Origin of the sequence: Leucobacter coleopterorum (assembly GCF_011382985.1) — a bacterium.
GTDB classification, from domain to species: Bacteria; Actinomycetota; Actinomycetes; order Actinomycetales; family Microbacteriaceae; genus Leucobacter; species Leucobacter coleopterorum.
Genome location: NZ_CP049933.1, coordinates 537,854 through 557,084 on the forward strand (window position 1 = coordinate 537,854; position 19,231 = coordinate 557,084).

Genomic DNA, 19,231 nt, shown 5'->3' on the forward strand with positions numbered 1-19,231 from the left:
TTCCCGAGCCGAGCCAATTATCGAGAAGCCCGCAACTGCAACCATGTTGCGAGCAAAAAGTCGGGGTCGGTGAGGTCAACCCCGTACTTTTCTCTTGCGCGACGAAGGCGATACCGCGCAGTATTTTCGTGGATGCCGAGCGCGCGAGCCGTTTGCGCGATATTGCCGAAGCTGCCGCACCAGACGCGCAGGGTTTCGGCTAGCTGGGGTTCTTCGTTGAGCATGCGGTCGAGCTCCCGCGAGCGCAGTTCGGGGCTTTCAGCAAACACTGCTGCGGCCCGCTCAAACACGAGCAAGGGCCGCAGGGACTCGACGGTGAGTATCCGGTCCGCGATCCCGGTACTAAGCATGGCACCTCGTGCAGCCGTGTCGAACAGCCGGTCAGCCAGGTCGCGAAGCGGCGCAACCTCGGCGGATCGATGCGCAACACCGGGAGCCGTCACCAGCACCCCCGGGCCAATGAGCCGGTCAAGAATGGGGATGAGTGGTTCTGCAAGCGACGTTGCGACGGTGGTGGGGTCGTTGGCAACGAGCGCATACACTCGCCCGCCGCGCACGACCGACACGGCCTCAGGACGGTACAGCTCAAGGTGGCGCTGCACGGTCGACCGCAGCTGCGCTGGCACCGTGGGTAATTCGGCCTGCGGGTGCGAAAAAGCGAGCAGCGTGGCCCCGCGCTCCTCGGTCATGCCGAGCTCGGCGAGCTCCGATCCCATCACGTTGGTGCCGTCGAGCAGTGTGCGGAGGCGATCCTCGCGCGGGATCTGCGTCGCCTTTCGCACCCGAAAGTCATCGAGCATGTGCGACGCGGCTACCACCGCCGCGGCTCTGATGCGCCGCGCTTGTTCGTCCGTCAGAGGAGCGTCGCCCGAGGCGTCGATCGCCCACACGGTGCCGAGTGGCAGCGCCCCGCGCGGATGGCGATGGTGACGCGGGGTTCCTCGTCGTCGATGCGGGGGTACTTGATGGGGTCATCTGAGCGCAACACGGTGCGGTACTGGTCGTCGTTGAGCGGTGAATCGGGCACGCGCCGCGTCAGGATCCCCTGAGTGCGGTGCGTATCGATGAGTTGGCCGGGCACTGACGAGTAGGCGATGATCCTGCGCCCCAGATCCTCAATGGTGACGGACCCGCCAAAAAACTCGGCGAGCTCGTTAGTGAGCGCAAAGAGCGGCTCTGCTCCGCGATCCCTGTGGGTGTCTTCGCTGTGGTGCTGCTCACCCAACAGCTGGGCAATGTAGGCGTCGAACAGACGCCAGCTGAGACGCTCGCTCACTCGCAGGATCGGCACACCACTCGACTCGGCAATCGCAGCATAGGTGGTGGCGTCGCTCTCGTGGCACTTCACCGCGATGGCTGAGTAGCGCAGCTTGGCGGCTTGCTCCGCAAGAGTCGCGATGTGCGCGGACGGCATCTCGGCGGCAGAGGGGGCGAGCAGCAGGGTATCGGGATCCTCGCGAAGCTCTTCGACGGCATCGTAGAAATCGGTGCCGCGCACTGTGAGCTTTGTGTCGCCGCGTCCCAGCAGTGTGACCGTGTCGGGGCCGAGCGCGAGCAGCAACTCACCGAGTGTGACATTCTCAGCTGGCTCAACTAGAGAAATAGCTGCACTCATGGAGCAAATATATCTAAAAAATACAAAAAACTTCGACCGAAAGGCTCGTAGGGTTATCTCGCGACGGTGCAAATAGCGCTTCCGCGCGTGCTCATTGCGATCGCGCCGCCCACCCGCGAACGGAGAACATGATGTCGACATCGGCCCAGGTAAATCAGCCCAGCCTCGAGGGCACGAGGCTCGGCGAACTGTGGAGCATCTTGCCAGAGGAAGCAGGCTGCGACGCAGCGGGCAGCTTGACCGTCGGCGGCGTCTCCGTGACCGAGCTCGCTGAGCGCTACGGCACCCCGCTGCACATCATCGACGAGACGGGGCTGCGCCGCCAGGCCCGCCGCTTCGTAGAGGGGATGCGTGAACGCTGGCCAAACTCAGAGGTGCTGTTTGCCTCGAAATCCCTGCCGGTCGTCGGCATGTACCGGCTGGCGCAGGAGGAGGGTCTCTCCGTTGATGTCGCTGGCGGCGGCGAACTGAAGCTCGCGCTCGCCGCGGGAGTTGACCCCAAGCGCCTGCACTTTCACGGCAATGCTAAGACCGACGCCGAACTGCAGGACGCGCTTGACGCACGCATTGGCGCGATCATTGTCGACAACGAAGACGAGATCGATCGTCTCGAGCGGCTGCTCACGAGGCCCAGCGTCTCCTGCTGCGCGTGATCCCCGGCGTGGACGCCGTGACGCACGCTTCGCAGGCGACCGGTGGCGACAACTCGAAGTTCGGGTTGCCAATGGATCAGGCGCTGCGCGCGATCGAGCGCATGCGGGCGCACCCGCTGATGGATTTCGAGGGTGTGCACCTGCACATCGGTTCGCAGATTCTCGGCACCGAGCAGTTCGCCGAGGCCGTCGAAAAGCTTTCCACAGCGGGGCACTTCAACACCTACGACGTTGGCGGTGGCCTCGGTGTGAAGTACACCTACGAGGAGCAGGCTCCCTCGGTTGAGGAGTATCTTGATGCGATAGTGGAAGCGGCAAAGAAGCACCTGCCCGCTGACGCTAAGCTGATGATCGAGCCCGGCCGATCCCTCGTTGCGCGCTCCGGGGTGACGCTGTACCGGGTCGTCACCGTGAAACACACGGGTCGTGTGTTCGTCGCGGTTGACGGCGGCATGGCTGACCAACTCGACATCGCCCTGACCGGGCAGCGTTACGAGGCGGTGCTCGCGAACCGGCTGACGGAGCCGTGGACGGAGACCGTACAGCTGGTCGGGCGGCAGTGCGAATCGGGGGACCTGCTGATTGATGGGGCTCCGTTGCCCGCGGCGAAACCCGACGACCTCGTTGCTATGCCGGTCACCGGCGCCTACGCCTACACCCTCGCAAACAACTACAACGGTGCCCTGCGGCCCGCGATCGTCTTCGTCGCCGACGGCGAGTCGAGGCTTGTTGCACGCCGCGAAACCTACGAAGACCTCTTGGCCCTGCACGAGCCGGTATTTGCCGCCGAGCTCGCTCGCTAGCGGCGCTCGATCCTCAACCCAACACTGAAGGACACACAATGAAACTGTCAAAGAAGACATCGTTCGCGCTGGTTGCAGCGGGGGCCGCACTCGCCCTCCTGCTGAGCGGTTGTTCAGGATCAGGCGGCGGCGATACGGCTAAAGCCGCCGGGGCTAACCTGCCGACCGGCGACGAAATCAGCACCACCGCTGACCCCGCGCTCACCAAGCTTCTCCCCGAGAACATCGTGAAGGCGGGCAAAATCAACATCGCGGTCGACATTCCATTCCCGCCCATGGCGATGTACGACGACAACAACCGCGAGATTGGGTTTGACCCCGAGCTTGGTCGCTTGATCGGGCAGAAACTCGGGATCGACGTTTCGCTCAACAAACAGGCCTTCGACTCGGTGATCCCGTCACTACAGGCCAAGAAAAATGACATCATCATGAGCGGCATGAACGATACGCCGGAGCGGCAGGCGACACTCTCCTTTGTTGATTACACCCACGGTGGGTTTGCCATCGCGGTGAAAAAGGGCAACCCGAGAAGGTCAAGACGCAGAAGGACCTGTGCGGCAAGACCGTTTCGGTGCAGAAGGCGACCGTGCAGGGCGACCTGCTGCGCGCCATGAACTGTGACATCAACGTGATGGAACTGCCAAACGACCTCGACGCGCAGACCGCCCTGCGGGCAGGCAAGAGCCAGGCCTACGCCGCCGACGCGGTGGTTACCGAGTACGTGGTTTCCACGACCGACAACGGCAACGCGTTTGAGATCGTGCGTGATCCCGAAAACCCCGCGGGCTTCAACCCGTCTACAGCGGCATCGGCATACTCAAGGATGAGACCAAACTGATCGAAGCAGTGCGCCAGGCTATGCAAGCCCTCATCGACGAGGGCACCTACCAGAAGGTGCTTGAGCGCAACAATATCGAGGCTTACGCGGTTGACTCGGCCGAGGTCAACCAGGGTAAGGAATCATGAGTGGGCAGGCAGGATCAGCCCTCGCTGTGAGCGCTGCGCCGATCCCGAACTTAACAACCGACGACGACGTTGACGCGATACCGCTGCGGCGACCGTGGCGCTGGGTGAGTGCCGTGGCGGTACTCGCGCTGGTTGTGAGCTTTGTGATTGTGATTGCAACCAACCCGAACCTTGACTTCGACACTGTCGGTGAGTTTCTGTTCGACCCGCGCATTCTTGAGGGTGTGTGGCTCACGATCCTGATCACCGTGATCTCGATGGTGGTGTCGACTCTGCTGGCAATTGTGATTGCGGCGATGCGACTCGCGTCAAACCCCGTGCTGACGACCGTCGCGTGGTTCTATGTGTGGGCATTTCGCGGCACGCCAGTGCTCGTGCAGATCGTGCTGTGGGGCTACCTTGGGTTGCTGTTTGATCGGGTGACGCTCGGGGTTCCGCTGACCGACGTGGTGTTCTGGCAGATGGACACGAACGCTCTGGTGACGCCGTTTGTTGCCGGTCTTTTGGCGCTAACCTTGAACCAGGCGGCGTACTCTTCGGAGATTGTGCGCGCTGGCATGATGTCGGTTGATGAGGGACAGCGCGAGGCCGCCTACTCGCTCGGCATGTCGCCGCTCTACACATTCCGGCGCGTGCTGCTGCCGCAGGCGATGCGCGTCATCATTCCACCAATGGGCAACGAGCTGATCTCGATGCTGAAGAACACCTCGCTGCTCTCGGTCATCGCCGTGCTGGAGCTGTACACACAGGCCTCGATGATCTCGTCATCGAACCTCAAACAGGTTGAGCTGCTGATCGTTGTCAGCCTGTGGTACCTGTTTATGACGAGTGTGCTGTCGGTGCCGCAGTATTACCTGGAGCGTCGTTTCGGTCGTGGCAGTAGCCGCAACCTTCCGCCCACGCCGCTGCAGCGCGTGCGAGCTGCACTTGCGCGTCGGCAACCCGGACCAGAGCCCGCACCCGAAACGCAGATTGTGAGTGTGCCATGAGTGCTGTAGATATTGTTGGCCCTGTCGACGCTGGTGTCGTGCCGGTCGGCCAGTCGCTGGTTGAAATTCGGCGGGTTCGCAAGAGCTTCGGGCCCACCAGGTGCTGCGTGACGTGTCGCTCGCTGTGCTCTCGGGAACGGTGACGGTGCTGCTCGGGCCTTCGGGATCAGGCAAGTCAACACTGCTTCGGTGTATTAACCACCTGGAGAGTATTGATGGGGGCCGGATCATTGTCGACGGTGAGCTGATCGGATACCGCCAGGCCGGCGCGAAGATCCACGAGATGACACCCCGCCAGATCGCGAAGCAGCGGCAGGGGATCGGCATGGTGTTTCAACGCTTCAACCTTTTCCCGCACATGACCGCTCTCGAAAACGTGTGTGAGGCACCGGTTGGTGTTGTGCGGCGGAGTCGCTCGGCTGCTCGTGCGCAGGGCCTCGCTTTGCTGGATCGAGTGGGGCTGGCCGACTTCGCCGGACACTACCCGGCGCAACTCTCGGGCGGGCAGCAGCAGCGCGTGGCGATTGCGCGGGCGCTCGCGATGGAGCCCAAGCTCATGCTGTTCGACGAGCCGACCTCGGCGCTTGACCCAGAACTCGTCGGAGACGTGCTCGACGTGATGCGCGAACTCGCCCGCGACGGGATGACGATGATCGTGGTCACCCACGAGATCGGTTTCGCTCGCGGGGTTGCCGATCAGGTGGTGTTTATGGACGGAGGGGTCGTTGTTGAAGCCGGGCCACCCGAGGAGGTGCTCGATAATCCGCAGCGTCAGCGGACGCAGAACTTTCTGGAGAGTGTGAAATAGGGGAGCCGTCAATCCTGTTTGGGGTCGGTCATCTGGTAGTGCTGCCGGGCTTAGGAACAGTGTTTTTCAAAATTACTGCTCCTAAGCGGCCCGGCGAGTTAGCTCTACTTACTCAGCGAGCCGACGAATCGGACGGAGGCGTCTGAGATTTGTTTGCGGGCGTAGTCGTTGCTGATGGTGGGGGTGTTATCGCCGCGCTGGGGACCGTAGCTGCCGAACTGAGCGTGGGAGGCCCATTGATCGTTGTGAAGACAGTGTCCGTGGAGAGGTTGGCCTTCGAAGCCCTGACTTTCTTCGGAGTTGCGAGTCCGTCGCGGGTGCCCGAAATGGACTCGACTGGAACTGCCACTGTGCCGCTGATGTCATTTGCTGGGTAGGAAGCATAGAACAGGACGCCAGCAACAGGGGGGCTCTTCTCGGTGGACTCCAAAGCCGCGACTGTTCCGCCGAGCGAGTGGCCCGCCACGACCCAGCGAGAGACTTCAGGGTTTGAGGCCCTCGCATTGTCAAAGGCGGGCAAGGCCAGGAATGCAATCCCCAGAGGCTGCTTTGCAATGATGACCGTGTGGCCGCTCTCGGCGAGCGGTCGCAGCACCGCGGCGTAAGCGCGGGCGTCGACCAAGGCACCAGGTTGGAAGAAAACGCCGGTGGTGTCGACCGAATTGGTGGGTCGTAGTTTGATGTCGGTGGGTGATTCCGTGACGGTCACTGCGGAGTCGGACTGCATCGCCGCCAGGGCGGGTTCGACCGCGACGTATGGCCTTAGCCAGACAAGGAGCGCGATCCAAATCACCCCTAGCAAGATGAGGAGAATGCGCCAGATAACTCCCCAGACACCGATGCGTTTGGAATTGTGGCCCGCGCGAATGTGGCGGATCTTGCGCTGAGAGAACCAGCCAAGAAGCATCGCACCGAGCGCTGATACAGAGAGAACAATCACGTAAGCCGGATGACCGTGAAGCACGGCACCCCAGGCGGTCAGACAGGCCCAGATCACCACCGCGAGGCCCGCGATTGCCAGCAATAGACGTGCCCAGGTAAGCCAAACAATAGAGCGGGAAAATCGTGCCGTCACACCCTCAATGTACAGGAGCCATCTCGCGGTGGCGCCGGAAGGATAGCTGTGCGGTGTCAAAGCGATAGGGTCGAACCCGGCACAGCGCCGCAAACACCAGCAAAGGAGCCCCGTGATTCAGGCCAGCATTCCCGTAGATCCGTCCGCAGTCGATGGTGAGCGCGTCGACGCCTCGCTCGATGGAGTGTGCTTCGAGATGCTGTCGTCGACCACCAGCAGCGTCGACGCAGTCAGCCCCACGCGTTTCAATTATCACGAGGCCGATGGTGTGTTGTGGGGCGAATACACAGGAGACACGGTCGTTGAAGGAAGATTCGCGGGAGTAAGAGAGGGCGACACCGTTCGGCTGTCGTACAACCACCGCTCAGTTAACGGCAACCTCGTGCACGGCAATGCCGTGACCATCATTTCGCGGGTGCCTGGCGAGGGGCTCCGCCTGACGGAGTTCTACGCCTCGAGCGACGGATCACCAGCCCTGAGCTTCTGCCGCGAGGTCGAACAGGTCGGCAGTCAAGCCTGATCCTGCTCGAAGGGCCGCCGAGCAACCCGTCCGGCAAGCCCCGCCCGAGGCTGACACGGTCCCACTGCTCGTCCATGAGAAAGATAGTTTCGGTGTCTTTGATGCACGGCCACTGCGCGAGGGTCGATGTTACTAGCTCGTGAATCGCGGCGACATCGGCGGCCCGCACGAGCAACATGCCGTCGTGGGGGCCCGCGGTGACGGCGAAGTACTCCAATTCGGGTACCGAGGGCAGCAATTCGCGGAACTCAGCCCAGCGCTGTTGCTCGATTGACACAAAGACCAGTGCCGCCACCCCGAAGCCCGCCGCGTGAAAATCGAGGGTCGCGGTAAAACCCGTAATGACCCCTGATTCGATGAGCCAGTCGTAACGCTGGTAGGCGTTGGATCTTGAGATGTCGAGTTTCTCCGCAAGTGCGGCAATCGACAGACGTCCGTTCTCACGGAGCAGGTCGATCATGCGGATGTGCGTGTCGTCGAGTTGCATTCTGTCTCCGTTGATCGAGTTTTGCTCGTAAATTTAGGACAAATCGTTTGCATGCGCTGAAACAAATGGACATAAAGTGCGTATTTCGGGAAGAGTTGACACAATAATTGCGGATAACGTAGTTTCTGTAAAGAGTTATCCAACGACGGCTGACGCCGAGGAGTCCCCAATGAAGATTTCGACGAAACGCTTTTCTGCCTTCGCCGCTCTGGCCACGGCGTCCGTGCTTCTGCTTTCTGGCTGTTCAAACGCGCCTCAGAACGGTGGCGGGGGAGGCGCGGCATCCTCAATCGTCGTAGACGCATCCTTCGACCTGAAGACCGCCGACCCAAACCGCGAGTACGAGACGACGGGGTCGATCCTGGCCCACGCGCTCTACCAGACGCTCCTCACCTTTGACGGTAGCGATGTGACCAAGCCCGTTGACGGGCTGGCCAGCTACAAGATGAACGACGACAACACCGTTCTCACTCTCACGATGAAACCGGGTGCGAAGTTCTCCGATGGGTCCGACCTGACCGTTGACGACGCTGTCTTCTCGCTGAAGCGCGTGCAGGGCATCAAGGGCAACCCCTCGTTCTTGCTCGACGGAGTGACTATCGAGAAGACCGGTGACGACACCCTCACCTTGACCTCGGTTGAAGCGAACCCTGCATTGCCCTTCATTCTGCCGAACCCAGCCTTGAGTGTCGTGAACCAAAAGGTTGTCGAAGCAAACGGCGGCTCGGCCGACGACAAAGATGCTGCCGAATCTTTTCTCAACAAAACCTCGGCGGGATCCGGCCCCTACACGCTCGAGTCGTTTGACGCTGCGGCGCAGGTCGTGCTGAAGGCCAACCCTGAGTACACAGGCGAGAAGCCCGCGCACGACCGTATTGTGCTGCGCAACGTTGAGGGCCCCACCCAGAAGCTGAACGTTGAGAAGGGCGAGTCGCAGGTTGCGCTCGACCTGAACCCCGACCAAGTCGCAGAACTCGCAAACGCAGACGTCACGGTGACTAACAACCCCTCGCGCTACATGATCTTCCTGCTGCTGAACCAGAGCCCCGAAGTCAGTGAAATCACCAGCAACGCCGAATTCGACAAGGCCGTCAAGCTAGGGCTCGACTACGACAAGATCGTTGACCTGGCTGGCAAGGGATCCGTGCGCCCCGGTGGCCCGATCCCCTCGATCTTTGTTGGTGCGCTCGACGCAGCGCAGGGCAACCAGCGAGACGTCGCGGCAGCGAAGAAAGCGCTCTCAGCCTCAGGGTACTCCGGCGAGAAGGTCACGCTGAGCTACCCAAACGACATTACTGTGCAGGGGCTCTCGCTGCAGAACGTCGCTGAGGCTGTGCAGGCGCAGCTCAATGAGGTCGGGATCACCGTCACCCTCGCACCAGCGCCCGTTGCCACGGAGCTCGACTCGTACCGCAACGGCAAAGAAGAAATGGGCCTGTGGTACTGGGGCCCCGATTTTCCGGACCCCTCCAACTACCTCGTGTTTACCCCGGGTGAGCTTGTGGGCCTTCGCGCTGGCTGGGCGGCCGGTGCCGACCCGAAGGTCACCGAGCTAGCTGGCGCGGCCAAGGCCGCAACCGGTGACGGACGCGCGGCAGCCTACGAGGCCCTGCAGAAGCAGCTCAACGCGAGTGGTCCGTTCGTACCGCTGCTGCAGCCTGCCCAGAACGTCGTGACGTCGCCGCAGATCAAGTCCGTGGTGACGAACCCCGTGTGGACAGTGGATCTTGCCCTCATCAAGTAGCGGCACCGCAATAGATAGCACTGTCGCGGTTCGGACGGCTGAGCGCAGCGAACGGCGGGGGATCCCGCCGTTCGCTCGCTACGTCGGCATCCGGCTCGCGCTCACGGTGCTGCTGATGTTCGGGGTGACGCTCGTCACCTTCACGCTGACCAACCTCGTGCCGGCAGATCCCGTACAGGCCGCGCTTGGCGAGCAGGCGGCGGCGGATCCCGAAATCGTTGCGAAGTTCCGCGCCGAAAACGGCCTCGACCAGCCGCTCGTGGCGCAGTACTTCACCTATCTCGGCAATGTGCTGCAGGGGGATCTTGGCGTCTCAACGCAGACCCGCGCTCCCGTTGCTGATGAACTCGCCGCTGCCTTCCCGGCAACGATCGAGTTGGCGCTCTCGGCGATCCTATTCTCTGCCCTGATCGGAATCGGGCTCGGGCTCTGGGCAGCCCTCAAACGCCGCACCCTGGTCGACCAGATCATTCGAGTTGTCAGCCTGATCGGTCTGTCGTGGCCAACGTTCTGGCTGGCGCTCGTGGTGTACTACGTGTTTTTCTTTCAGCTCGGGATATTCCCCGGCTCCGGCAGGCTCTCGCCCACTGCGGTGGCGCCGCCGCACGTGACGGGCCTCTACACGGTCGACTCGCTGCTCTCGGGGCAGTTCGCCACCTTCTGGGACGCGATCTATCACCTCGTGCTTCCCGCCTCGGTGCTCGCGCTGTTTACGATCGGCTTGCTGACACGCTTTGCGCGCTCGGCGGTGCTTGAGGTGCTCGACATGGACTATGTGAAGGCCGCGACCGCGAAAGGGCTACCCCGACGCACCGTCGTGTTCGGCTACGTGCTACGCGCCGCGATGGTGCCCATCATCACTGTTCTCGGGCTTGCGTTTGGCTCGCTGTTGTCGGGGACTGTTTTGGTGGAAAAGGTGTACTCGTGGCACGGTCTTGGTGAGTACTCGTTTGCCGCCGCGACCAAACTCGACCTTCCCGCGATCATGGGTGTTGGCCTGATTGTTGGCGTCGTCTACATCGGACTCAACTTTCTCGTTGACGTGCTGTACGGGGTTATCGACCCGAGAGTGAGGGCCGCGTGAGCATGACAGCAAAACTTGAAACGCGCGCACCAGAGGGTGCCGACATCCTGCGCACCCAAGCGAAGAGGTGTCGCTGGTTGCGTGTCTCGCCAGCGTTCAAGACCCCGCTCGCCATTACAGGGCTCGGGATCGCGCTTGTGTGGATGCTCATCGCGGTTTTTGCGGGTGTGATCGCTCCGTTTGACCCGCTTGAGCAGGCCTTCGACCGGCTGCAGCCGCCGAGTTCCGAGCACCTGTTTGGTACGGACCAGGTGGGTCGCGACGTGCTCTCCCGAGTGGTCTTTGGTGCGCAGATTTCCCTGCCTCTGGCGCTCGCGCTCGTGGTGGCCTCGATGATTGTGGGCGGCACGCTTGGCGCGATCGCTGGGTACTTTGGCAAGGCCGTTGATGAGGTCATCATGCGTGTCGCCGACCTCGTGTTCGCGTTTCCGACCATCATTCTCGCAATGGTCATTACCGCCGCGCTTGGCCCGAGCCTCACCAACGCCGTTATCGCGATGCTGATCGTGTCGTGGCCAGCGTACGCCCGAGTGACCCGCTCGCTGGTGCTCTCCGCGCGCGGCCAGGAGTACGTGATCGCGGGTCGCCTGCTCGGCAACAGCCCGTTCACCTCACTGCGCAGAGACATTCTGCCGAACGTGCTCTCGCCGGTGTTTGTGCTCGCGATGCTCGATGTCGGCACCGCGATCCTGCTGCTCGCGGGCCTCAGCTTTCTCGGCCTGGGTGCGACGCCACCCACTCCCGACTGGGGCGCGATGGTGTCTGACGGTGTGCAGCAGTTCTCGGCGTGGTGGATCGCCGCGTTCCCAGGGCTCGCGATTTTCACCGTGGTGATGGCCTTCAACTTTATTGGTGATTCGCTGCGCGACTCCCTCGATCCGCGCGCTCAGGACGCCGTGCAGGGGAGGGCAATGTGACGCACTCGGAAACCACCCCGTTTGACGGTGCAAAGACGGTGTCAGCCGAAGAGGGTCTCGCGATCCGGAATCTCACCGTGCGCATTGGCGAGCGCAAGATTTTGCACGGTATCGACCTCGACCTCATTCCGGGGCAGATCGCCGGTCTCGCTGGTGAGTCGGGCTCGGGCAAGTCGATTACGGGTCTTGCAATGCTGGGGCTACTGCCCAAAAACGCCCGCACCGACGGTGAAATTCACTTTCGAGAGCGCAACTTGCTGACCCTCACCGAGGGCGAACTGGGCAAGATTCGCGGCCTGCAGGTTGGCATGGTCTTTCAGGATCCGACGGCGAGTCTGCACCCGATGCTGACCATTGAGCGGCAGCTGACCGACCACCTGCGTGCGCACACCGGCGTTTCCAAGAGGGTCGCTCGGGATCGCGCGCTCGAGGCTCTGCGTAAAGTGCAGGTGCCACAGCCCGAGACGGCACTGAAGAAGTACCCCCATCAATTCTCGGGAGGGCAGCTGCAGCGCATCGCCATTGCGATCGCCATCATCTGCGAGCCGAGTATTCTGATCGCCGACGAGCCGACCACCGCGCTCGACGTGACGGTGCAGGCCGGGGTGCTGCGGCTGCTGCGGCAGCTCTGTGACGAACTCGGGCTTGCCGTGCTGCTGATTACCCACGACCTCGGGGTTATGTCGAGTCTCGCCGACCGCATTTCGGTGCTGCGTCAGGGAGAGATTGTGGAAGAGGGCACGCGTTATGACGTGCTGCGCGATCCTCAGCACGAATACACGCGTGCACTGATCGACGCGCTGCCCAGTCATGAGGGTGCCTGGCACGGGCCGGAATCGCACGGGCTCAATTCGCACGGCCCCGATGCGCAAACTGGCGAGAAGGAGGCCAGCGATGACTGAGACGCTGCTGCAACTTAAAGACTTGACCGTCAAGTACCGGCTGCCGGGCAAGGGCACCCTGACCGCGGTGAACGAGGTGAGTCTCAACCTGGAATCGAGCCAGGTGCTGGGCCTCGTGGGGGAGTCAGGCTGCGGAAAGTCGACGCTCGCCCGGGCCATCTGCGGTCTGGAAGCGATTCACTCGGGCTCGATCCTGTTTGAGGGTGCCCCTGTGCGTCGGCTTGGGATGCGCACCCGCCCGCGCGACCTGCTGCGCATTCAGATGGTGTTTCAGAACCCGTATGCTTCGCTGAACCCGCGGCGCACGGTGGGCGCCCAGATTGCTGACGGGCTGCGAATCAACCCGCAGTCCACAAGCTGGTCGGTGGCCGGGCTGCTCGAAGAGGTTGAGCTGTCCTCCGACGTCGCGAATCGTTTTCCGCACCAGTTTTCTGGTGGGCAGCGGCAGCGGATCGCGATCGCTCGGGCGATCGCCACGGGACCGTCACTGCTGATCGGCGACGAGCCGATCGCTTCGCTCGATGCGAGCCTGCAAGCGAAGGTGGCGGGGCTCATGCGGCGTCTCGCGCTCGAGTCGGGTGCGTCGATGCTTTTCATTACGCACGACCTCGCGGTTGTGCGCACGATCGCCGATGAGGTCGCGGTGATGAACCGTGGTGAGATCGTTGAGCGCGGCCCGGTCGAGCGGGTCTGGGGTCAGCCCGAGAATCCCTATACCCAGCGTTTGCTGGCCGCGATCCCCGCGGTTGATGGACTGGGGAAGCTGCCGGGGCTGGTTGACGCGTAGATAAGGTTCACAAACCAACATTTTCGTATTGCGATAGTTTCATGAGCCGTAAAATGCAGGGTCGTGAGATATCTGAGGCCGAGGTGGGTGCGTGGGTAGCAGAAGCCGAGGCTGGCTATGACGTTGAAGAACTGCGAAAGCGAACCATTGGGCGTCCCGCAAGAGGTGCCGAGGCGTCACAGGTAGTGCTAGTGCGGCTGACAGCTGATGAGCTGAATGCTCTGATGGAGCGTGCAGTGCGTGAGCACCTCAATCGATCTGAGGCGATACGTGCTGCGCTTGCTGAGTGGTCAAAAGCTGCATGAGGGTACGCGCGTCGGCGCTGAAACGCGGTATCTCTGAACGGGACAGTATCGAAGCTGCCACTCGGCCCGTGCTTGCATTTGGTCTCCATGACGAGAACCCTCAGCGCGTCATGTGACTTGGCTTTGACTCGCACGGCCGTTTGCTCGAGGTGGTCGTGTTGCTTTGGGACGATGGCGCAGAGGAGCTCATTCATTCGATGAAGGCCCGGCCGCAGTATGTCGAGCTTTTGCCTTGAATGTGAGTGACGAGCGTGGGGTGTCTGGCACTAGCGCGGCAGCGCCATAAACATGTCGCGGCGCAGGGAGCCGACGTGGTTGCGGCTAATGGCGGCGGCTCGGGATCCGTCAGCCGCTCGGAGCGCGTCAACTATTGCGCGATGCTCTTGGTGTGAACCGCCCAGGCGGTCGAGCGGGTATGGCAAGAAGTAGCGCGCCAGCATCTCGTAGGTGGTCTGGTAACTCGTCGCCTCCACGAGACCGCTGAGCTCCGCGCAGCGGCGGTGAAAGTGGCGATCTGCGCTGTGAAACTCGGCCCAGGTGGTGGCCCGCTCAGCAGCGTCGACAATCCGCTCAAGCTCGTCGCACTCCGATGCGCTCACCCGCAATGCGGCCGCCGCCACAAGCGCACTCTCCATGAGGCACCTCTGGTCAATGAGCAGCCGGATTGCCGCCTCGTCTGCACGAAACACGTTGACGGCAGAGTCCTGAATCTGCGGAGGAACCTCGGCGACGAAGGTGCCACCCCGCGCCCACGGCGACGAATGAGCACACCGTCTTCGACGAGCGTCTCAAGCGCCCGGCGGGCCGTGATTGGCGCAACGTCGAGTCCCTCAGCGAGAGCCTCAAGCGGTGGCAACTGCTCTCCCGGCGCATACAGCCTGTGCTCGATCGCAAGCAAAATACGCGCCCGAACAGCGTCGATGGCCGAGAGGCGTGTGATCGTTTCGGCCCCGGGGGCAGCGTGCAACGCCTCAGCAATCTCCTCAAGCGCGGGATCACGAAGCGGGCTCATGTTGCGATTCTAGCCCGATATGTTTTATATTGATCAAAATGATCTCTTTAATGCCGAGGAGTTGGCTACGCTCATGAGCGACCTGCGGATTGGTGTGGCCCAGCGGTCACCACTGCCCTGTGATGACCCGGCGGGCGCGCTGCGCGCGTTCCGCGAAGATGTGGCAGCGACCCTGCGCAAGCACCCAGATATTCAAATGCTTGTCTTCCCCGAGATGCACCTCAACGGCACCGAGCACCTGCCCGAGGCGGATCGCCCCGCTACCCTCAAGAGTGCCGCGGTCACCCTCAACTCGGCGTTTGTCAACGCTCTCGGCAGTATCGCGTCCGAGCACGGTATCTGGCTCTGCCCTGGCAGCCTCGGCGAACTCGCCGAGGCAAGTGAGAAACACCCCCAGGGCGATTTCTTCAACACACAGTTGCTGTTTGATCCCGCCGGCACACTGAGGGCGAGCTACCGCAAGATGTTCCCGTGGCGGCCGTTTGAACCGCACACCCCCGGCACCGAGTTTGTGGTCGCCGAGCTCGACGGCACTGGTGTTGCCGGAATGTCGATCTGCTACGACGCTTGGTTCCCTGAGCACAGCCGCCAAACCGCGTGGCTCGGCGCCGACGTGATTCTCAACATCGTCAAGACCACGAGCCCCGACCGCGAGCAAGAACTTGTGCTCGCGCGCGCCAACGCGATCGTCAACCAAGTCACCGTCGTCAGCGTGAACTGCGCGGGTCCGGTCGGTCGAGGCCGCAGCATCGTCGTGGACGCCGAGGGCTTCGTGATGGCGGAGGCTGGTATCGGCGAGGAGACCCTGGTGGTGACCATCGATCCTGACCACACTGCCGAGGTGCGCGGGCGCGGCACCATGTTCACAAACCGCATGTGGAATCAGCTGCAGCCCGGCGACGCCGAAATTCCACTACCCATGTACAACGGCACAATTTCACCGGCCCGCTGGGCCCCAAGACGGACGCAGGCGTCCGACATAACCGAGACGGAGTAACTACCCCATGACCGAAATCACGTTGAAGCGAACCCTGCGACTGCCGTCGCTGGTTATATTTGGGCTCGCCTACCTCACCCCGCTGATTGTGCTGGGCATCTTTGGTGTGATCGCCTCAGAAACCGGCGGTGCTAGCGCGAGCGCCTACCTGATCGCTCTCGTTGCGATGCTGTTCACGGCCAACAGTTACGGTCGCATGGCGCGGGCTTATCCCGTTGCAGGATCGGCCTACACCTACGTTCGCCGCACGATTGACGGCCGCATCGGCTTTCTCGTCGGTTGGGCCACCATGCTCGACTATCTGTTTTTGCCAATGGTGATCTGGTTGATCGGGGGATCCTACTTGCAGGCGCAGTTCCCGGGTGTGCCGATGCCTGTCTGGATCCTCGGCTTCATTCTCATTACGACCACGCTCAATGTGATCGGGATCAAGGTCGCCGACCGCACAAACCTTGTACTTATGAGCTTTCAGATTCTCGTGATTGTCTTCTTTGTGGTGCTGGCTCTGGCGAACGTCGCGAGCACCGACGGTGCCGGTGGGCTCTTTAGCTCAGCTCCGTTTGTGGGCACCGATGCGGGGCTCGCTGGGATCGCGGGTGGCGCGGCCATTGCGGCCTATTCCTTTCTCGGTTTCGACGCGGTGACAACGCTGACCGAAGAAACCATCGAACCGAAGCGCACTGTGCCGAAGGCGATCATGCTCGTCGCGCTCATCGGCGGCGGTATCTTTGTGGTCGTCGCATACGCGGGCCAGTTGGTGCACCCCGGTGGGGTGTTCGACAATGCCGACACTGCCGCGTTTGAGATCGCACACCGCATTGGCGGTGCCTTCTTCGGTGCCGTGTTCCTTGCCGCGCTGGTGATCGCGCAGTTCACTTCGGGCATCGCGGCGCAGGCCGCCGGTAGTCGACTGCTCTACGCGATGGGGCGCGACGGTGTGCTGCCGAAGCGGATCTTCGGGGCGCTCAACGCCCGGTTCCAGACTCCCGTGTTCAGCCTGGTCGCGATCGCGCTTGTTGGCCTGATTGCAATGGTGATGGACGTCGCGACTTCAACCTCGTTCATCAACTTTGGCGCGTTCATCGCCTTCATCATGGTGAACGTCTCGGTGATTGTGTACTGGGCTCGCCAGCGTCGTCTGGGCAACCGCCTGAATGCTCTGCTCTACGTGGTTGCACCGACCATCGGCGTGATCGTCATCGCGATCCTGCTGACCCAGCTCGATGTTCACGCCATCACACTCGGACTGATCTGGCTCGGTGTTGGTGCCGTTATTCTCGGGGTAACGACGCGCGGCTTCCGCCGCCAGCCCCCGGAGCTCGCGGTAGACGAGGTGGAGACAGTCGAGGTGGAGGCTTAACGAGCCAGTAAGATCGAAGCCATGACCAGCGCGCGCGAACAGCTCATCGAACTCATCAAGTCAGACGCCGTGTTTCACGGTGACTTCACTCTCACGAGCGGCAAGAAGGCGAGTTACTACGTCGACATGCGCAAGCTCAGCCTCGACCACCGCGCAGCCCCGCTGATCGGCCAGGTGATGCTTGACCTGATTGACGATATTGACGGCGTTGTTGCGGTTGGCGGGCTGACGATGGGTGCGGACCCGATTGCGTCCGCGATCCTGCACCAGGGTGTTGCACGCGGCAAAACCTACGACGCGTTTGTTGTGCGCAAGGAACCGAAGGATCACGGCCGCGGCCGCCAGGTCGAGGGTCCCGATCTGAACGGCAAGCGCGTGATCGTCGTGGAGGACACCTCGACGACGGGTGGCTCGCCGCTGCAGGCAATCGAGGCACTCAAGAAGGTCGGTGCGATTATCGCGGGCGTTGCCGTGGTTGTGGATCGCCAGGCCCCGCCAAGGCCCGTATCGAGGGCGAGGGCTACGAGTACCGCTACGCGATCGGCCTCGATGATCTCGGGCTCGAGGCGCAGTAACCCCCTTGCGTTAGAGGATCTTCGATAGGAACTGTCTGGTGCGGTCGTGGCTGGGAGCGGTGAACACCAGCTCAGGGTCTCCCTGCTCGATGATGGTTCCGGCGTCCATGACGATCACACGATCAGCGACCTCACGCGTGAACCCCATTTCGTGACTGACGATGATCATGGTCATGCCAGCTCCGGCCAGGTCTTTCATCACCTGAAGAACCTCGCCCACCATTTCGGGGTCCAGTGCGCTCGTCGGCTCGTCGAACAGCATGAGGGCTGGTCGCATGGCGAGCGCGCGGGCGATTGCAACACGCTGCTGCTGACCACCCGAGAGCGAGCGGGGGCGCACATCGGCTTTGTCGGAAAGGCCAACACGATCCAGCAACTCGCGCGCATAGGCCACTGCCTCGCTTTTCTTCTCTCCTTTGACCCTGACCGGTGAGTGCCAGATGTTTTCGAGCACCGTCATGTGCGGGAAGAGGTTGAAATGCTGAAACACAAAGCCAATGTTCGAGCGCTGCCTCGCGAGGCTCTTCTCCGAGATCTCTGAGACCTTGCCGCCTTCGCGCTCTCGTTCGCCGATCCTCTCCCCATTGACATGGATCTCGCCGCTTTCAATCGCCTCTAGCCGGTTAAGTGTTCGGAGGAACGTGGTTTTGCCGGCCCCCGATGGCCCAACCAGCACAACAACCTCTCCGCGTTCAACCTCGATCGACACGTTGGTCAAAATGTGCCTGTCGCCAAACCACTTGTTGACGTCAACCGTGCGAACGATTGGACCGTCCGTAATGGAGATTGGTGTGGTGTATTCGGTGCCGTTCATGCCTGGGCTCCTTCTAACTCAGCAAGGGGATTCTTCGGGGCGATCTGGTCGCGTTTACTGCGCATGCCGAACAGGCGCTTCCAGATTGATTCGGCCTTCGGCAGGCCCGCTTTGGTGTTGAGCCAGTTTTCGATTGAGGTTTGGATCACCGTCCAGATCGTTGTGAGCAGCAGGTAATACAGCGCCACCACAATGTAGATTTCAAAGGCCTTAAACGTGGAGGAGGCCATCGTTCCGCCGATCTGAAACATCTCCGCAACACCAATAATGGAGAGCACCGATGTGCTCTTCATGAGTCCGTTAAACGAGTTGCCGAGTGGTGGCACCATCACCCTGATCGCCTGGGGCACGATGATCCAGCGCATCGCACTCAGAGAGGTCATTCCGAGAGAGAGTGCAGCCTCGGTTTGACCTTTTTCGATAGATTCGAGCCCTCCGCGCACGATCTCCGAGATGTAGGCGCTCTCGTTAAGCATGAGCCCGATAATCGCTGCTTGCACGGCACCCTTTACGAGAAAGCCGATCGAGAAGTCTTCGAATCGAAAAAGGTTTGCCGCGGCGAAGCCGGTGTAAAGAATCACGAGCTGGACGAGTAGCGGAGTGCCGCGAATGATCCAGATGTAGATGCTCGCAATGATGCGAAGCGGGAGGAACCGGCTTCTGCCCATGAGCGCGATAACGAGCCCGAGTATCAGGGCGAGCGCCATCGCGACGACGGAGATTGTGACGGTAAGTGCGAGGCCATTGAGAAAGCTGGAGTTCGGGGTGAGTAGGCTCGCCCAAAAGTAGTCCCAGTCGAATGTCATGAATTGTGTCCT

Annotated in this window: 21 protein-coding genes and 3 pseudogenes; 15 read left to right on the plus strand and 9 right to left on the minus strand. The window is 61.8% G+C overall.

Annotation, left to right across the window (positions count from 1 at the left end):
• Window positions 1-17: 17 nt before the first annotated feature.
• Both G7066_RS15550 and G7066_RS15555 read right to left on the minus strand, forming a co-directional pair.
• Window positions 18-890 (minus strand): PucR family transcriptional regulator, encoded by an 873-nt coding sequence (locus G7066_RS15550; protein ID WP_244303209.1) that lies wholly within the window; start codon window positions 888-890, stop codon window positions 18-20.
• Window positions 854-1,615, minus strand: a complete 762-nt coding sequence (locus G7066_RS15555; RefSeq protein ID WP_244303211.1) for a hypothetical protein — start codon at window positions 1,613-1,615, stop codon at window positions 854-856. Before G7066_RS15555 ends, G7066_RS15550 begins: the two co-directional genes overlap by 37 nt.
• 131 nt (window positions 1,616-1,746) lie before the next feature.
• Between G7066_RS15555 and lysA the strand changes: the two are divergent.
• The 5 genes and pseudogenes from lysA to G7066_RS02555 all read left to right on the plus strand — a co-directional run bounded on the left by lysA (window position 1,747) and on the right by G7066_RS02555 (window position 5,834).
• Window positions 1,747-3,071, plus strand: a pseudogene (gene lysA, locus G7066_RS17705) (diaminopimelate decarboxylase).
• A gap of 38 nt (window positions 3,072-3,109) precedes the next feature.
• A complete protein-coding gene (locus tag G7066_RS17280) occupies window positions 3,110-3,685 on the plus strand; it encodes a transporter substrate-binding domain-containing protein (RefSeq protein WP_341873842.1) in 576 nt (191 codons plus the stop codon).
• The gene (locus G7066_RS17285; protein WP_341873843.1) at window positions 3,643-3,909 is read left to right on the plus strand and encodes a hypothetical protein; all 267 of its coding nucleotides are present in this window, start codon (window positions 3,643-3,645) and stop codon (window positions 3,907-3,909) included. The genes G7066_RS17280 and G7066_RS17285 overlap by 43 nt, the downstream gene beginning before the upstream one ends.
• A gap of 124 nt (window positions 3,910-4,033) precedes the next feature.
• Window positions 4,034-5,026 (plus strand): amino acid ABC transporter permease, encoded by a 993-nt coding sequence (locus G7066_RS02550; RefSeq protein WP_166328798.1) that lies wholly within the window; start codon window positions 4,034-4,036, stop codon window positions 5,024-5,026.
• Window positions 5,023-5,834 (plus strand): annotated as a pseudogene (locus G7066_RS02555) (amino acid ABC transporter ATP-binding protein). The gene G7066_RS02550 and the pseudogene G7066_RS02555 overlap by 4 nt, the downstream one beginning before the upstream one ends.
• Window positions 5,835-5,946: 112 nt before the next feature.
• Here the strand turns inward: G7066_RS02555 and G7066_RS02560 are convergent.
• Window positions 5,947-6,909, minus strand: coding sequence for an alpha/beta hydrolase (locus G7066_RS02560; protein WP_166328800.1), 963 nt, complete (start codon window positions 6,907-6,909; stop codon window positions 5,947-5,949).
• A 117-nt stretch (window positions 6,910-7,026) separates the two neighbouring features.
• Complete coding sequence (locus tag G7066_RS16810) at window positions 7,027-7,149, minus strand: hypothetical protein (RefSeq protein ID WP_280116205.1); 123 nt, start codon at window positions 7,147-7,149, stop codon at window positions 7,027-7,029.
• Between G7066_RS16810 and G7066_RS18085 the strand changes: the two genes are divergently transcribed.
• Window positions 7,106-7,429: an avidin-fold protein gene (locus G7066_RS18085; RefSeq protein WP_482793361.1), complete on the plus strand. Its 324-nt coding sequence runs from the start codon at window positions 7,106-7,108 to the stop codon at window positions 7,427-7,429. The two genes, G7066_RS16810 and G7066_RS18085, sit on opposite strands and share 44 nt — an antisense overlap.
• Here G7066_RS18085 and G7066_RS02565 read toward each other — a convergent pair.
• Window positions 7,314-7,916 carry an Lrp/AsnC family transcriptional regulator gene (locus G7066_RS02565; protein ID WP_166328802.1) on the minus strand — a complete coding sequence of 201 codons (603 nt, stop codon included), beginning with the start codon at window positions 7,914-7,916 and terminating at the stop codon, window positions 7,314-7,316. The genes G7066_RS18085 and G7066_RS02565 overlap by 116 nt on opposite strands.
• 169 nt (window positions 7,917-8,085) lie before the next feature.
• Between G7066_RS02565 and G7066_RS02570 the strand changes: the two genes are divergently transcribed.
• Genes G7066_RS02570 through G7066_RS02595 form a run of 6 tightly spaced genes read left to right on the plus strand, consistent with a single transcriptional unit; the run spans window position 8,086 to window position 13,655 of the window.
• On the plus strand, window positions 8,086-9,660 hold the full coding sequence (locus G7066_RS02570) for an ABC transporter substrate-binding protein (protein WP_166328804.1): 1,575 nt from the start codon (window positions 8,086-8,088) through the stop codon (window positions 9,658-9,660).
• Window positions 9,644-10,744: an ABC transporter permease gene (locus tag G7066_RS02575; protein ID WP_244303213.1), complete on the plus strand. Its 1,101-nt coding sequence runs from the start codon at window positions 9,644-9,646 to the stop codon at window positions 10,742-10,744. The genes G7066_RS02570 and G7066_RS02575 overlap by 17 nt, the downstream gene beginning before the upstream one ends.
• Window positions 10,745-10,746: 2 nt before the next feature.
• Window positions 10,747-11,661 (plus strand): ABC transporter permease, encoded by a 915-nt coding sequence (locus tag G7066_RS02580; protein WP_166331869.1) that lies wholly within the window; start codon window positions 10,747-10,749, stop codon window positions 11,659-11,661.
• Window positions 11,658-12,563, plus strand: a complete 906-nt coding sequence (locus G7066_RS02585) for an ABC transporter ATP-binding protein (protein ID WP_244303215.1) — start codon at window positions 11,658-11,660, stop codon at window positions 12,561-12,563. Before G7066_RS02580 ends, G7066_RS02585 begins: the two co-directional genes overlap by 4 nt.
• Window positions 12,556-13,350 carry an ABC transporter ATP-binding protein gene (locus G7066_RS02590; RefSeq protein ID WP_166328806.1) on the plus strand — a complete coding sequence of 265 codons (795 nt, stop codon included), beginning with the start codon at window positions 12,556-12,558 and terminating at the stop codon, window positions 13,348-13,350. The genes G7066_RS02585 and G7066_RS02590 overlap by 8 nt, the downstream gene beginning before the upstream one ends.
• 41 nt (window positions 13,351-13,391) lie before the next feature.
• Window positions 13,392-13,655, plus strand: coding sequence for a ribbon-helix-helix protein, CopG family (locus G7066_RS02595; RefSeq protein WP_166328808.1), 264 nt, complete (start codon window positions 13,392-13,394; stop codon window positions 13,653-13,655).
• 266 nt (window positions 13,656-13,921) lie between these two features.
• Here G7066_RS02595 and G7066_RS02600 read toward each other — a convergent pair whose 3' ends face one another.
• Entirely contained in the window at window positions 13,922-14,290 is a 369-nt protein-coding gene (locus G7066_RS02600) for an FCD domain-containing protein (protein ID WP_166328810.1), read from the minus strand.
• Window positions 14,251-14,667 carry a GntR family transcriptional regulator gene (locus tag G7066_RS02605; RefSeq protein ID WP_166328812.1) on the minus strand — a complete coding sequence of 139 codons (417 nt, stop codon included), beginning with the start codon at window positions 14,665-14,667 and terminating at the stop codon, window positions 14,251-14,253. Before G7066_RS02605 ends, G7066_RS02600 begins: the two co-directional genes overlap by 40 nt.
• A gap of 73 nt (window positions 14,668-14,740) precedes the next feature.
• On the opposite strand from G7066_RS02605, the gene G7066_RS02610 reads away from it, so the two are divergent.
• From G7066_RS02610 to pyrE, 3 genes and pseudogenes are all read left to right on the plus strand, one after another.
• Window positions 14,741-15,664 (plus strand): carbon-nitrogen hydrolase family protein, encoded by a 924-nt coding sequence (locus G7066_RS02610; protein WP_166328814.1) that lies wholly within the window; start codon window positions 14,741-14,743, stop codon window positions 15,662-15,664.
• 7 nt (window positions 15,665-15,671) lie between these two features.
• Window positions 15,672-17,024, plus strand: coding sequence for an APC family permease (locus G7066_RS02615; RefSeq protein WP_166328816.1), 1,353 nt, complete (start codon window positions 15,672-15,674; stop codon window positions 17,022-17,024).
• Between the two features lie 21 nt (window positions 17,025-17,045).
• Window positions 17,046-17,599, plus strand: a pseudogene (pyrE, locus tag G7066_RS02620) (orotate phosphoribosyltransferase).
• Between the two features lie 10 nt (window positions 17,600-17,609).
• On the opposite strand, the gene G7066_RS02625 reads toward pyrE, so the two are convergent.
• Complete coding sequence (locus G7066_RS02625; protein WP_166328818.1) at window positions 17,610-18,413, minus strand: amino acid ABC transporter ATP-binding protein; 804 nt, start codon at window positions 18,411-18,413, stop codon at window positions 17,610-17,612.
• Window positions 18,410-19,219, minus strand: a complete 810-nt coding sequence (locus G7066_RS02630) for an amino acid ABC transporter permease (protein WP_166328820.1) — start codon at window positions 19,217-19,219, stop codon at window positions 18,410-18,412. Before G7066_RS02630 ends, G7066_RS02625 begins: the two co-directional genes overlap by 4 nt.
• Window positions 19,220-19,231: the final 12 nt, after the last annotated feature.

Excerpts from the sequence above, each read along its gene's own strand:
- G7066_RS02615 (WP_166328816.1), top strand. The coding sequence starts at position 15,672 with ATGACCGAAATCACGTTGAAGCGAACCCTGCGACTGCCGTCGCTGGTT.
- G7066_RS02610 (WP_166328814.1), top strand. The coding sequence starts at position 14,741 with ATGAGCGACCTGCGGATTGGTGTGGCCCAGCGGTCACCACTGCCCTGT.
- G7066_RS02570 (WP_166328804.1), top strand. The coding sequence starts at position 8,086 with ATGAAGATTTCGACGAAACGCTTTTCTGCCTTCGCCGCTCTGGCCACG.
- G7066_RS18085 (WP_482793361.1), top strand. The coding sequence starts at position 7,106 with ATGCTGTCGTCGACCACCAGCAGCGTCGACGCAGTCAGCCCCACGCGT.
- G7066_RS17280 (WP_341873842.1), top strand. The coding sequence starts at position 3,110 with ATGAAACTGTCAAAGAAGACATCGTTCGCGCTGGTTGCAGCGGGGGCC.
- G7066_RS02590 (WP_166328806.1), top strand. The coding sequence starts at position 12,556 with ATGACTGAGACGCTGCTGCAACTTAAAGACTTGACCGTCAAGTACCGG.
- G7066_RS02580 (WP_166331869.1), top strand. The coding sequence starts at position 10,747 with ATGACAGCAAAACTTGAAACGCGCGCACCAGAGGGTGCCGACATCCTG.
- G7066_RS02605 (WP_166328812.1), bottom strand. The coding sequence starts at position 14,667 with ATGAGCCCGCTTCGTGATCCCGCGCTTGAGGAGATTGCTGAGGCGTTG.
- G7066_RS15555 (WP_244303211.1), bottom strand. The coding sequence starts at position 1,615 with ATGAGTGCAGCTATTTCTCTAGTTGAGCCAGCTGAGAATGTCACACTC.
- G7066_RS02600 (WP_166328810.1), bottom strand. The coding sequence starts at position 14,290 with ATGGAGAGTGCGCTTGTGGCGGCGGCCGCATTGCGGGTGAGCGCATCG.
- G7066_RS02630 (WP_166328820.1), bottom strand. The coding sequence starts at position 19,219 with ATGACATTCGACTGGGACTACTTTTGGGCGAGCCTACTCACCCCGAAC.
- G7066_RS02595 (WP_166328808.1), top strand. The coding sequence starts at position 13,392 with ATGAGCCGTAAAATGCAGGGTCGTGAGATATCTGAGGCCGAGGTGGGT.
- G7066_RS02625 (WP_166328818.1), bottom strand. The coding sequence starts at position 18,413 with ATGAACGGCACCGAATACACCACACCAATCTCCATTACGGACGGTCCA.
- G7066_RS02565 (WP_166328802.1), bottom strand. The coding sequence starts at position 7,916 with ATGCAACTCGACGACACGCACATCCGCATGATCGACCTGCTCCGTGAG.
- G7066_RS02550 (WP_166328798.1), top strand. The coding sequence starts at position 4,034 with ATGAGTGGGCAGGCAGGATCAGCCCTCGCTGTGAGCGCTGCGCCGATC.